The following is a 13384-nucleotide window of genomic DNA, read 5'->3' on the forward strand; positions in this document are numbered from 1 at the left end:
CTGGCTGCCGACGGGCTGGATCTCGCCACCTTGTTCCTGCCGGTGGACCCGGAAGAAGCGGAGCAGCGCAAACAGGAAGTGAAGGAAAAAGCGCAGGAAGCGGCCGATCGAATTAAAGAGGCCGAAACGGTTTGGGTGACGAATCTGGGAACGCTGAAAGTGGATGGCAATACGTTCCGCTTCACTGACCGTACCTTGAATCCGCCGCAAACGGTGAGCCTGACCGAGGGTGAATTCACGCTGAAGAATCTCATCCTGGGTGAAGAAGCCACCTTTACCTGGGAGGGCAAGGCCCAGATTCAGGAGCAAGGCGCGTTGACGCACTCCGGTGAGGGCCAGTTGGCGCCGTTGTCGGTGACCGCCAAGGCAGCGCTGGCCGGGCTGCCGTTGGCGCCGTTGTCGCCCTGGCTGGAGCGTGAAGCGCCGCTGAAAGTGGCTAGCGGTCAGCTGGATCTGGATTTGCAGTCTGCGGTGAAAGGCGATGGCCCGGATATTACCGTGAATGGCAGCGCCAGCATGGCCGGTTTCAATTTGCTGGAAGGCGGTCGACCTCTTATCAAGGTCAACAGGGTACAGGTGAGCAAGCTGTCGCTGGACACCGCCGCACAGCGGGTGCGCGTCGGCGAAATCGGGCTGACCGGCATGGACATGCTGCACCAGGTGGACGCCCAGGGGCGGGATGCGTCTACCCGTATTGAGGCCGCGATGCCGTCGGGGAGCGGCTCGTCGAGCGCTTCATCTTCGTCTTCGTCCCAACCCTGGCAAGTGACGGTGGACCGCGTGCGTCTGATCGGCAGCCAGGTACGCCATGAAGACCTGTCCCTGAGCCCCAATTTCCGTATCGGCTTGTATCAGCTGGCTGGCACGGTGAGCAATCTGGATACCCGTCCGGGAAGCACCGCCAGGCTGGATCTGAGTGCGCAAGTGGACCGCTATGCACCGTTTTCCATCAAGGGGCGTTTGTCCCCGGAGCCATTGTCTACGGACATGGTGGTGTCGCTGAACAATTATGAAATGACCAGCCTGACGCCTTATACCGGCCTGTACCTGGGGTACAAGGTGGAGAAGGGGCAGCTGGGGGTGGATACCGAAGTCACCGTTGAGAAGAACCATCTGAACAGTGTCTCCGACATTCTTGCGGACCAGTTCTATCTGGGCGAAAAAGTGCCCAGTGATGAAGCGGTGAGGGCGCCGGTAAAACTGGGCCTGTCGGTGCTGCGTAGTCGTTCCGGTGAAATTACCTTGCCGGTGAAAATGTCCGGTGACCTGGATGATCCCAGCTTCAGTGTCAGCGGCATGATTCTGAAAGTGCTGACCAACATTGTGGTCAAGGCGGCCACGGCGCCGTTCTCCGTGCTGGCCGGGCTGGCCGGTGGCGAGAACCTGGAGACTATTGTGTTCGACCCCGGCACCGCCGAGGTGGGGCCGCAAACCTCCAGTTCCTTGCAGGCCCTGGCCAAGGTGCTCACTGAAAAGCCGCACCTGCACATCGGGCTGGTGGGTACCGTCAGTGCAGAAGATCGCACCGCGCTTGCCGATCAGGCGATTGGGGACGATGTGGCCGGTGATGACTGGCCGGGTATTGATGCGGCCGTGTTGGAAAAGAAATGGCGCCGCAAGCTGATCCGCCGTTACGAATCTGACTATGACCGCGATGTGGAAACACTGGTCAGCGCGCCGCTGCCCGAGGATGACGATGAGCGTGACAGTGTACTGGCGCGCAGTGCCTGGGATGCCATGGTCACCGCAGAGGCGCCCTCAGTGGATAAGGCACAGCTGGTGGAGCTGGCGCGTTTGCGTTCGGAAAATGCCAAAGCCACGCTGGTGCAGCAGTTCCAGATTGAGCAGTCCCGGGTGTACCTGAAAGAATCCAAAGTGGACGGCGCCGTGACCGGGCTGACCCTGACGCTGGAAAAATAATCGGTGGCATTGATCTGGGAAACGCAACAGGACGGCGTGCGCTACGAGGTGAGGCGCGCGGGGCAGACTTTGCGGCTGTATGCCAACGGCGTTCAGCATTCAGAGTTTCACCCCAAACGTTTGCTCACTGGCAGCGTGTGGGATTTGCTGTGGTTGCCGGCTTTGCTGCACGAACCGGCCCGGTTCCGCCGGGTGTTGGTGTTGGGGCTGGGGGGCGGTTCGCTGATTCCCCCTATCCGCAAACTGCTGGATCCGGATGTATTGATGGCGGTAGAGCTGGACGGAGCGCACTTGCAGGTAGCTCGCGAAGTATTCGGCATCGAGGCGTTCGGGGTGGAGACCTGGCAGGGGGATGCCCAGCAGTGGTTGCGTGATTATCAGGGGGAACCGTTCGACCTGATTATCGAAGACCTGTTTGCGCCCAGAAATGAACAAGTCAGCCGGGCGGTGCCAGCAGATGCCGACTGGCTTGCCTGCCTGCGCGATAACCTGTCGGCGCATGGCTCCTTGATCATGAACTTTGGCGATTGGCAGGAATACCGCGACAGCCCGGCCTCGGGCCGCCGCGCCATGAAAAGTTTCAGCAGCCGTTTCCGCTTGTCATGCAGCGATTGCCATAACGCGGTGATCGCGTTTACCCGCCAGTCGGCGCGCAGCATTCACCTGCGCCGGCGCCTTGCCGCGACGCCGGCATTGAGCCATGCGAAAGCGGCGGCGCGGCTGGATTATCATATTCGCCAGTTGGACTGACCCGGGTTTGAGGTCAGTCCTTGTCCAGCATGGTCAGGGAATACAGCCCGTCATTCTCTTCCTGGGTTAGCAGCTGGTTGCTGCGGGGCTGGTCATCGTGCATGCCCACGAACAAGGCCCGGTAGGTCAATACTGCCTGCACATAATCCCGGGTTTCACGGAACGCGATGGACTCGATCCACACATCTGCCGGGACGCCGTCTTCGGCGTTCTCAAGCCAGCGATTCACCCGGCTAGGGCCGGCGTTGTAAGCGGCCAGAGCCAGCACCCGATTGCCGTTGAAGTCCTCAAGGAGTTCTGCCAGATAGCGGCTGCCAAGGGTGATGTTGGTGTGCTTGTCCTGCAGGGTCTTGGTGGTGGGTTTTCCCATGTTGGCGTCTTTGGCCACCTTGCGGGCGGTGGCGGGCATCAGTTGCATTAGCCCCATAGCGCCCACGGGGGAGCGAGCCTGCGGGTTGAATGCACTTTCGCGGCGGGCCACCGCCATGGCCAGCCAAGGGTCCAGATCGTGGGGTTTGGCTTCTTCTTCAAACAATGGCAGATACGCGGGCGGGAAGCGCCATGCCAGGGTGTTCCAGGCCTTGGCCTGAATGGATGCCTGTACGGCCAGGTCGTACCATTTTTGCGTCAGGGCGTAGTCGGCCAGTTCCGCCAGCTGTTCCTTGTTGCTGTGCCACATCAGCCACATCCATTCCTGATGCGCCAGATAGGGTTCATCCAGTTTCCGCAGCATGCGGATACGGGTGACCGCCGGCGGCGGCGTGAACGTGGCGGCGGGGGTGTGCTTCTGTTCGGAGAAACGGTAGGGCTCGCCCAGACGGTCTGCGGCCAGGAAAGCGAAGAAATTACGTTGCTGGGCGGCCTGCTGATACAGCTCACGGGCCTGGTCCGGTTGGTCTGTGCTTTCCAGTGCGCGGGCGCGCCAGTACAGCCAGCGGGAGTCGTTACGCTCCTCCTGGGGCAGGCGCATGACCCACTCATTCAGGGCGTCCCAATCCTGTTCGATCACCGTGCGTCTGGCGCGCTGTGCCACCAGTGAGGTATCCGGGTGTGTTGTCAGCCAGTCATCCAGCCATTGGCGATTCGCTTCCACTCCGCGGATGGTGGAGTACCAGGCAATACGTGTGCCGGCCCGTTCGCGTAGTGCCGCGTCGGTGAGGCCCTGTTTTTTGCTTTGCGTATCGAACCATTTGCGTGCGGCTTCGGTGTCCTTGTAGGCCCAGCGGCGCAGGGCGGCGGAGAGCAGCGTCTGGCGTTGTGCTGCCGGCAGATTGCGGGGCAGGTCAGCGACTTTGTCAGGGGTACTGTACAGCGTTTGCAGCCATTCGCTGGCGGTGGCGTAGTCGCTTTTTGCCAACATGTCGTCCAGATAGCGCATGAGGCCGGCGCTGTTGGCATCAAAGGCCAGTTGCTGGCGTTCCCAGATTTGCGCATCGCCGATGACACCGGCGTCACGGGCGGCGTTAAACAGCGGGTCGCAGTTGTTGGGGCGAGACTGGCCGGTGGCCCAGAGTTCTTTGCCCGCCTGCAGGGCGGCTTTTTTAACGGCCTGGTCGCCGGTTTCCCATTGCGCCTGGTGGTAGTAGCAGCGCAGTGCAACCCCGCTGGGGGCGCTGTCGGTAATGGTGAGTAGTGCCTGCCATTTTTCCGCTTTGCCGTAGGCGACCGTGGCGAGCTGACGAATATCCTGGGGGAGCGGCGAATCCGGGTACTTTTCAGCGTACTGCGTGACTTTGTCAGGGCTGAGTTGAGGCAGGGCGGCGCGCAGCCGGTGGAAGTCGAGATAAGCCTGCAGGGGGTGCTGGTCTCCCAGAGCCTGTTGTTGTCGGGAAAGGGTTTCCCAATCATTGTTGCGTGCTGCGTCCAGTGCCTGGTGGAAGTTGTCGCTATCCGTAGCGGCAACGACCAACGAAGAAAACAGACAGCAGGCAAACAGTGCTAAAGCGCGAGTTGGCGCAGTGCGAACCATTTGTGCCTCCACATCGTCGGAATGAATGCGACAATTCTACCGGCCTCGCCAGGCGCTTGGCGTGGTGATTATGTAAAACTTGGGGAAGATCATACTTATGGGTCAGCGTGAGGTGTGTGGCGTTCGCCGTATCCGTGTCCGGACCTGTGTGATTTGCACTATACTGCCGCCGCTGATTACCTGAGCCGGAGACCATGGAAAATACCACCCAATTATTGCTGCGCCAGTCCGATGCCCTTGCCGGGCGAAATGTACTGGTGGTGGATGCCAACGACCCTGCACTGAAAACCCTGGCAGTGGATGCCACGGTGCATCTGCATGCGGATGATTACAGCATTGGTGCGCAGCAGTGGTCGCCCGCGCCCACGGTGCCGGAAGGGACCGATTTGCTGGTGCTGCCGTTGCCCAAGTCCACCGACCGGTTACGATTTCTGCTCAACTGGCTGGCCGGTGAAATTACTGAACCCACCGAGCTGTGGCTGATTGGCCCGGCCAAGGGTGGCATTCGCGGTGCCCTGAAATACCTGGATGCCCATGTGGATGAATCGGTGCTGGAAGATAGCGCCCGCCACTGCAAGCTCTATAGCGGTTTATTGCAGCCGGGGGAGAAGCAGTCCCTGAAAGCCTGGGGCACCGTGCTGGAGGTGGCGGATCAGGAAGCCATCAGTTACCCGGGGGTGTTCAGCCATGGCCGTCTGGACGAGGGCAGTGCTCTCCTGCTGGCGGCCATGGAGGCGCACACGCTGGGTAAGCCGGGGAAGGTGATAGATGTGGGCTGCGGCGCGGGTGTGATCAGCGTTTGGCTGGCTCGCCAGGGCTGGCAGGTGCAGGGCGTGGATGTCAGTGCCAGCGCCGTGGCGGCCAGCACCGATAGCCTGGCCCGCAACGGCCTGCAAGGCAGGGTCATGGGCGGTGATTTGTTCTCCCCGATTCAGGGGCGCGTGGATATGGTGGTGACCAATCCGCCGTTCCATGACCGCCGCCAGCGTACCACGGACATCACCCGCCGGCTGATTGCGGAAGCACCTTCACACCTCAAGTCAGGTGGCGTGCTGTGGCTGGTGGCTAACCGCGAATTGCCCTATGTGCAGTGGCTGGATGATGCTTTCAGTCATGTGCAGGTGGCCAGCGAAACCACCCGCTTCCGGGTCTACCGGGCGGTGCTGTAATTAAGCCGTCCGCAGGCTGTTACAACATCCGTTCCCGGGCCATCCAGGCAATGCAGTTTTCCAGCATGGTGGCCAGCGGCACCTGATCATTAAAGCCCAGCTGTTCCACGGCCTTGCTGCCGTCGGCATGCACGCGGCTGGTGATCAGGGCCACTTTTTCCGGGGTCAGGCGGGGTTCTTCGCCGGTGAACAGGCTGCCGATGGGGTAGAGCTGGCCGGCCAGTTTCAGCAGGGCCGGGGGTACGGTACGCTGCGGCGCCTTGCGCCCCAGCCGGTCGGCAATGGTCTGGACCAGGGTCAGGAAACTGGCTTCCACGCCGGCCAGAATATAACGCTCGCCGCAAATACCGTGTTCCAGCGCCGCAATATGGGCCCGTGCCACTTCCTCTACCGCACAGAAATTTCCGCCCCCTGGGGGTACACCGGGCAGTTTTCCGTCGTTGATCATGCGGATCATCTGTGACCAGTTGTGGGTATCGCCGGCACCAATAATGCCGCAGGGATTCATGATCACCGCGTCCAGGCCCTGGCGAATGCCGTTTTCCACTTCTTGTTCTGCCAGAAACTTGGTGCGGTTGTAGCCGATCCAGTCATTGGCGGCATTGGAGGGCGTCAGCTCGTTGATCGGGTTGTCCTGAATGCCCCAGGCAGAGATGGACGAGGTATGAATAAAGCGGCCGGCCACGTTTTTCAGGGCGGCGCTGACCATGGCCTGGGTGCCGAGCACGTTGTCACGGTATTGCTGTGCATTACCACGACGCCAGAGGCTGGTATTGCCGGCCACATGGAAAACGGCATCGGGAGTGGCCGGCATGACCAGCGCCAACTCCGTGGCATTATCCAGTGGTGCCTGCACTACGGACACGCCTTCTTTGGCGTGCAGGGTACTGGCATCACTGTTGGGGCGCACCAGTGCGACTACCTCCCACTGTTTGTCGAGAAGCTGGTCGATAATGTGCCCACCGAGAAACCCCCGGCCCCCGCTGATAAATGCCACTGGCATGGTTGGTATCCTTCTTTGGCTGACGCTTGTTGCTTCTTCTATACGCACCGAAACGGACGCTGGCAACTGCTTTGTCTTCCCAGTGACTTGCTTCTAAAGGTTCATCGCAGGGTTGAGTGATGAGCCGATTTCAGGATTTGCCTCAATCCTACCCTGGTTGCCGCAGGACGCCGGGTGCCCGACGGCGGACGCTTGCATTCAAAACCTGAAAATCTTGGCTCCTATGCGCTCTTCGCAAAACGCATTACCCGATTATTTCCTGAATAATGGCCCTGAGTATTCCTCAAAATACCCCTCAAAAGAGGTACCGCAATAGTGACAAACACTCAGGCTATGGGGTTTGACGTCAGGCATCCGGCGTTGAGCGTTCGGCAAAATGCAGGGTATTCGCCATAAGCTAATCAAACGGCTAGAGCCTGTTATTCAGCCTCATCCGCGATGAACTGTTTTAAACAGCCACTTGTCGAAACTTTGACGATTTTGCTTCAACACTGGCCAAGTTGATGGGTTTTGACTATATTGCCGTTTCAAACAGGCGGGTGTAGTTCAATGGTAGAACGGCAGCTTCCCAAGCTGCATACGAGAGTTCGATTCTCTTCACCCGCTCCAGACATAAAAAAAACCGCTTTTGGCGGTTTTTTTATGTCTGGGCTAGACGCTTGATGCCGGATGCCAGTCGCAATCGTCGAGCTCCGAGCGTCTTGCGTTCAATCTCAAGTCCTTGACCGCCCAATCACACCGAACAGGACAGATACCGGCCGTTGAGCCGGAAAAGCGCGCGAATTTCGTATTCGGCGCCCAGCCCGCTGGCGGCGTCGCTGGCGTGCATGATGTAGGGATAACAGTGGGCCCAGGCGCAGGGCCTGACCAGTTGCTGATGTGAGCTGTCCGGGTTGTGTCTGCTGGTGGCGATAAAGGCATTCTGCTCCAGATTGAACAGAACGTAGCCCTGAAATTCTGCTTGGGCGGGCAGGCCCATTTCTTCCAGAAAATCGGACATCCAGCGGTGATGACTCTTCGTGTTCATAGTGGCTCTCATGCTTGCCCGGTGCGAGCTCGCAGGCGATGCGAGCCGCACATAATGTCTATGACAGTAAGTTACGTCAGGAGTTGCAGAGGGTGGATAGGCGTTGTTTGTCGTTTTGTCGCTTTCTTGTCATTTGTGTCGCCAGGGCGACAGCCTGGGGTGAAGCTGGATTATCGATAACTGTACATAAAGACAGTATTTTGTCATGCTTGTCCGACTGTGGATTCCCGGTATGTTGCTATGTCTGCCCTGCCTTTTTTCAGTGAACGCATTGCTGCGGGGTTCCCGTCTCCGGCTCAGGGGTATCTGGATGAACACCTGGACCTGAACCGGCTATGCATTCGCCGGCCGGCGTCCACGTTTCTGTTGCGCGTGGAGGGGGACTCCATGGTGGATGCCGGTATTTTCTCCGGTGATATTCTCATTGTGGACCGCTCACTGGAAGCTGTTGCGGGCGATGTGGTGGTCGCTTCACTGGAGGGCGAATTCACGGTGAAGGAGTTGCAGCTGTTACCCACGCCCATGCTCAAGCCCCGCAATGCGGCCTATGCACCAATCCCCATCGGTGATGACGGCGTAGACCTTTTCGGGGTGGTGACGTTTTGCCTGCATGCCTTGCGGGGCCGAGGGTAACGGCGGCCATGTTTGCCCTGGTCGACTGCAATAGCTTTTACGCCGCCTGTGAGCGCCTGTTCCGCCCGGATCTTCAGGGGCGGCCTGTGGTGGTGCTCTCCAATAATGATGGCTGTATTGTGGCCGGGTCTGCGGAAGCCAAGGCGCTGGGGGTAAAAACCGGCATGCCGGTACATCTGGCCCGTGATCTGATTGCCCGCCATAAAATTGCGGTCTTTTCATCCAACTATGCGCTGTACGGGGATATTTCCCAGCGGGTGATGGCGACCCTGGAAACCCTGGTTCCCCAAGTAGAGGTGTATTCCATTGATGAGGCGTTTCTGGATCTGTCGTTGATGGGGGGAGCTGAGCTGTTGCCGCTGGCGCAGCAGGTGCGAGCGCGTGTTGCTCGTTGGGTCGGGGTGCCAGTGTGCGTGGGGGTAGCGCCCACCAAGGTGCTGGCCAAGCTCGCCAACCACGCGGCCAAGCGTTACCCCGCCACGGGCGGCACCGTGGTGCTGACGGACCCGGCGCGCCGGGAAAAGTTGCTGGCGCTAACACCGGTGTCTCGGGTGTGGGGAGTAGGGCGCCGGTTGATGGGCCGCCTTGAGGCGCTGGGGATCGAGACGGCGTTGGATCTGGCCCGGGCGGATAGCGGCATGATTCGTCGGCGGTTTTCCGTGGTGCAGGAGCGGCTGGTGCGGGAGCTGAACGGGGAGCCCTGCCTGTCTCTGGATACTCAGCCTTCGCCGCGGCAGCAAGTGATTCATTCGCGCTCTTTTGGCGAGCCGGTAACCACCTTGCCCCCGGTGCGCCAGGCCCTGAGTGATTTTGCCTTCCGGGCCATGGAGTCCTTGCGCAAGGAAAGTTTGTACGCCGGCCGGGTAACGGTGTATTTGCGCACCGCCCCGATGGGCAAGCCCCAACAATTATTCCCCAATACGCTCAGTGCTGCCTTGTCGCCGGCCACGGCGGATACCCGAGTGGTGGTGCATCAGGCACAGGCCTTGCTGACCAGGTTATGGAAGCAGGGGTATCGCTACGGGAAAGCCGGGGTGATTCTCACGGACTTGCGTGGGCGGGGGCAGGTTCAGAGTGGGCTGTTTACCTCGGAGCAGCCGGCAGAGCCGGATTCGGGCGCGCGCGCGGACGCGCTGATGGCGGTCCTGGATACCATCAATCAGAGCGGTGCGGGCAAGGTGTGGTTGGCGGGGCAGGGCATGCAGGCGGATCAGCGCAGTGTCTGGGCCATGCGCAGGGCGCACCTGTCGCCGGCGTATACCTGTCGCTGGTCTGATTTACCGGTGGCGCGCTAGCGAGGCTTTTGCGGCTCTGTGCCTGTGTGACAGGTGGAAGCCAGCTCCTGCAGGCACTGCAAGAGCGTATCGCGGCGAATCGGTTTGTTGAGAATCCTGTCGATGCCGGCATCGTGAATGCGGGCGATCTGGCTGCCCAGCGCATGGGCCGTCAGGGCGATGATCGGGCAGGGTATTTTCTGCGTGTCCTGCTCAAACCGTCGGATGGCCTGGGTGGCTGCGAGGCCATCCAGCTCCGGCATTTCCACGTCCATGAGAATCAGGTCCAGCGGCGTTGGGTGCTGGCGGTAGGCCTGCACGGCTTCGTGGCCATTTTCACAGATGAGCGGGGTGATCCCCAGGGAACCGAGCAGGGCCCGCAGCACATCCCGGTTAACGCTATTGTCTTCTGCCACCAATACTTGCAGTTGATCAAGGGCCGCTGGCTGGCCGGGTTCGGGTGCGGTTATCTGCTGGGCAGTGTCTTGCGCCAGGGCCAGAAACAGGGCGCTTCGGGTGACGGGTTTACGCAGCACTGGCACTGTGTCGCTTTGTTCGTGCAGATCCCCGATTAACAGCACCCGGGCCTGGGAGTCTGGGGGGATGGCGCTAAGGCCCGCGGCACCGAGCAGGGTTTCGTCAATCAACGCATGGCTGAAAGGCCCGGGCAGGGAAAGCAGATCCATGGCGTCCCCCTGCAAGGTGGTGGCACCGGCGTGTTCGAGCATGCGGGTCAGTGTTTGTCGCAAGGGTTGATCGTGGCTGAGTACCAGAATGTTGGCTTGGGGAAGCTGTGGCAGAGGTGGTTGCGTGTCCTGGGGTTGCAGGGGCAGGTCGAGCCAGAAGCGTGCGCCCTGGCCGAGCGTGCTGGAGACGCCCAGGGTGCCATTCATCAGTGTGCACAAGGAGCGGCAGACGCTCAGCCCCAGGCCCGTGCCGCCAAAGCGGCGAGCGGTGCTCTGGTCGGCCTGGGCGAAGGCCTGGAAAATTACCTCCTGGTGGCTGTCGGAAATACCGATGCCGCTATCTTCAATTTCGATGTGTACACCACTGCCGGTGTCGGTCAGCGACTTGTCGCGGGCACGGATGATCACATGGCCCTGTTCGGTGAATTTCAGAGCGTTGTTGATCAGGTTCATGAGGATCTGCCGCAGCCGCACTTCATCGCCAAACACAGCCTGCATGCTATCCAGTTGCAGCTCACAGGCCAGCGTTAGCTGTTTCTTGTGGGCGAGGCCGGCGTAGGCGCTCATGGTGTCTTCGATCAGGATGGCCAGGTTGAAAGGTTGATGCTCCAGCCGCAGTTCGCCGGCCTCGATTTTCGAGAAATCCAGAATGTCGTTGATGATGGCCAGCAGGTTCTCGCTGGATTGCTGCATGAGCCTGAGGTAGTGCGCCTGTTGATTACTCAGCGTGCTGTTCTGCATCAGGTCGATAATGCCGATGATGCCGTTAAGGGGCGTGCGGATTTCATGGCTCATGGTGGCCATGAAGGTGCTTTTGGCGTCGTTGGCGCTTTCAGCGTGGATGCGCCGTTCTTCATTATCCAGACGCAGCTGTCGTTCCTGTAGCAGTGCACGATCCGCGTCGCGGCGGGCGTTGATGTCCTGCAGGAGCCGTTCTCGCATGGTGTTGAGGGCGGCGGCAATATTATCCAGTTCGTCATGGTGTTCGGGGTTGGTGGGCAGGGGTAACGGTTGGCGCAGGGACGACAACGACAAGTGCCGGGTGTCGTCGGCCAGCTGGCTGAGGCGCCGGGTGAAGAGCAGGCGCATAAGCAGAATAATGAGAATGGCGCTGACCAGTGCCTGTAGAGCGAGGAAGCCGATCAGGAAGGCGGTCTGTTTGCCCACATATTGATAAATGCTGCTGTGAGAAATGCCCAGTTCCAGTTGTCCCAGCGTTTCGCGGGTGCCGTCATTACGCTGGTAGACCAGTGGCAGCTCGCGAATCGTGAGGGCCTTGGGTGGCGCGGCCATGCTGCTGCCGATGGCTTTGGCGTGGCCATTCCAGTCAGTCCACGTGACGCTGGCTGATGCTACATCAGGCAAATGCAGCAGGGCGTTAACCTGCACCCGCAATTGCTCTTCGTCGAAATTCCACAGGGAACGGGACAGCCCGGGCAAGGCAGTCAGTTCCACCTGCTCCAGGTTCTGCTCCAGGCGCTCCATACCTTGATGGTATTCGCGCACCATGAATACGCCGATGCTGATCAGCATCACCATAATGCTGACCAACAGCACCGCGCCGGCCACTTTGAAGGCCAGCGGGTTCTGTCGGTAGTAATGGTGTATACGGTGAGGCAAGCACGGTCTCCAGAAATAGTCGCCGTGCCGGGGGGCGGTTTACTGGTTGGCCACCGCTGTCATGTTTACCCGATCCAGCATGCGTTCTTCGATACGGTCCAGGCGTGCCCGGCAGTCGCGGAAGGTGCGACTGATGCAGGTGGTGTTGGCTACCATGTCCAGTTTTGGCCAAGTCGCCTGTTCGCCTTTACGGATATAGTTTCGCACATCTTGCAGCGTGGGGTTATTCAGGACACGCAGGGCGTTGAGCGGCTGGCGGGGCGGGATCATGTTGATGTCGCCGATATACTTCTGCGTCACCATGCTTTTCGCCTTGTCGATCATCAAACCCATGTCGTTGGACGCTACCCGGCGCTGCACCAGTTGCAGGCCATAACGCAGGTTCATGGAGACGTTGCGCAGGGCCCAGTCGCCCAGGGTGCTCAGGGAGCTGTCGGTGTTTTCGTTGCGAGACAGAAACGGTACCACATGGGGGTTGGTCTGGCTGACGATGGAGTGGTTGACCCCGTAAAGGCGGGCCAGCCGGCGGATGGGCAGGTCGTCGACGATGGAGCCGTCAACAAACTTGCGGCCGGGGATGTAGGGAACCCGCTCGCCGTCGATGTTCTTTGCCCACAGGGAGACCGGCGGATAAATGCCGGGAATTGCACAGGACGCCAGCGAAGCTTTGCGGATCAGCACATTGGGAGAGGTGCGCCAGTTCAGCAGGCGCGCGTGCTGGTTACGGTCGTAGGGGCTCACGGTAATATTGATTTCGCGACCGGTGTGTCGATAGGCCTCTTCGAAGGTCATGTCGGTGATGTTTTCTTCCAGGCAGGCTTCCAGATGGTCGCCGTCCAGCACCGGGGTGCCGCGTACCAGGCCTTTCCAGCCCAACACCTTGAAGGCTTCCAGATAAATGTTTTCCGGCTCCAGTTTCACCTTCAATTCTTCATCGTTGTGGGTGCCGACCACCGAGCCGATGATACTACCGGCGCTGGAGCCGGAGATCACCGAAGGCAGCAGGTTCTGTTCCCACAGGCAGCGGGCCACACCGATATGGAACAGGCCCAGGGCTGCGCCGCCGGATAGCATCAGGCAGCTTTGTCCGAAGGCCTGACCGGTGGTTTCAAAGAAATCGAGCTTCTCTTTCAGCCCGAATTCCTTGAAGTTGCTGTCGCACAGATAATTCAGGGCGGTGGACACTTCGGTCAGGTAATTTTCGATCAGGCGTTTGGTGCCCACGCGGCTGTGCTGATAAAGGCGTGGGTTGGAAATGTTGCCCAGATTGCCATGCAGGCCTTCATGCAAATGGAAGACCAGCTTGTTCACGTCGTTGCGTTCGCGGGCCTGG

General features: G+C 60.0%; 10 protein-coding genes and 1 tRNA gene. 6 read left to right on the plus strand and 5 right to left on the minus strand.

The features are described from left to right. The coding region (locus A3730_RS26760) for a DUF748 domain-containing protein (RefSeq protein WP_063539322.1) at positions 1 to 1920 on the plus strand (1920 nt) is incomplete at its 5' end. 3 nt (positions 1921 to 1923) lie between these two features. Then, on the plus strand, positions 1924 to 2670 hold the full coding sequence (locus A3730_RS26765) for a hypothetical protein (RefSeq protein ID WP_063539323.1): 747 nt from the start codon (positions 1924 to 1926) through the stop codon (positions 2668 to 2670). Between the two features lie 13 nt (positions 2671 to 2683). Here A3730_RS26765 and A3730_RS26770 read toward each other — a convergent pair whose 3' ends face one another. Further along, entirely contained in the window at positions 2684 to 4639 is a 1956-nt protein-coding gene (locus A3730_RS26770; RefSeq protein ID WP_063539324.1) for a transglycosylase SLT domain-containing protein, read from the minus strand. A gap of 194 nt (positions 4640 to 4833) precedes the next feature. Between A3730_RS26770 and A3730_RS26775 the strand changes: the two genes are divergently transcribed. After that, positions 4834 to 5808: a methyltransferase gene (locus A3730_RS26775; RefSeq protein WP_063519647.1), complete on the plus strand. Its 975-nt coding sequence runs from the start codon at positions 4834 to 4836 to the stop codon at positions 5806 to 5808. A gap of 19 nt (positions 5809 to 5827) precedes the next feature. Here the strand turns inward: A3730_RS26775 and A3730_RS26780 are convergent, their stop codons facing one another. Continuing rightward, entirely contained in the window at positions 5828 to 6811 is a 984-nt protein-coding gene (locus A3730_RS26780; RefSeq protein ID WP_063521228.1) for an NAD-dependent epimerase/dehydratase family protein, read from the minus strand. 535 nt (positions 6812 to 7346) lie between these two features. Between A3730_RS26780 and A3730_RS26785 the strand changes: the two genes are divergently transcribed. Then, positions 7347 to 7420: transfer RNA gene (locus tag A3730_RS26785), tRNA-Gly, on the plus strand. Between the two features lie 124 nt (positions 7421 to 7544). Here A3730_RS26785 and A3730_RS26790 read toward each other — a convergent pair. After that, positions 7545 to 7838 (minus strand): hypothetical protein, encoded by a 294-nt coding sequence (locus tag A3730_RS26790; RefSeq protein ID WP_063518892.1) that lies wholly within the window; start codon positions 7836 to 7838, stop codon positions 7545 to 7547. A 240-nt stretch (positions 7839 to 8078) separates the two neighbouring features. Here A3730_RS26790 and umuD point away from each other — a divergent pair, with 240 nt between their 5' ends. After that, a complete protein-coding gene (umuD, locus tag A3730_RS26795; RefSeq protein WP_063521227.1) occupies positions 8079 to 8471 on the plus strand; it encodes a translesion error-prone DNA polymerase V autoproteolytic subunit in 393 nt (130 codons plus the stop codon). 8 nt (positions 8472 to 8479) lie between these two features. Then, positions 8480 to 9766: a translesion error-prone DNA polymerase V subunit UmuC gene (gene umuC, locus A3730_RS26800; protein ID WP_063539325.1), complete on the plus strand. Its 1287-nt coding sequence runs from the start codon at positions 8480 to 8482 to the stop codon at positions 9764 to 9766. Here umuC and A3730_RS26805 read toward each other — a convergent pair. Next, on the minus strand, positions 9763 to 12051 hold the full coding sequence (locus A3730_RS26805; protein ID WP_063521050.1) for an ATP-binding protein: 2289 nt from the start codon (positions 12049 to 12051) through the stop codon (positions 9763 to 9765). The two genes, umuC and A3730_RS26805, sit on opposite strands and share 4 nt — an antisense overlap. Before the next feature lie 39 nt (positions 12052 to 12090). Then, positions 12091 to 13384, minus strand: a 1294-nt coding sequence (locus tag A3730_RS26810; protein ID WP_063539326.1) for a DUF3336 domain-containing protein, incomplete at its 5' end; no start/stop codon positions are given.

This window comes from Alcanivorax sp. HI0044, from assembly GCF_001634945.1.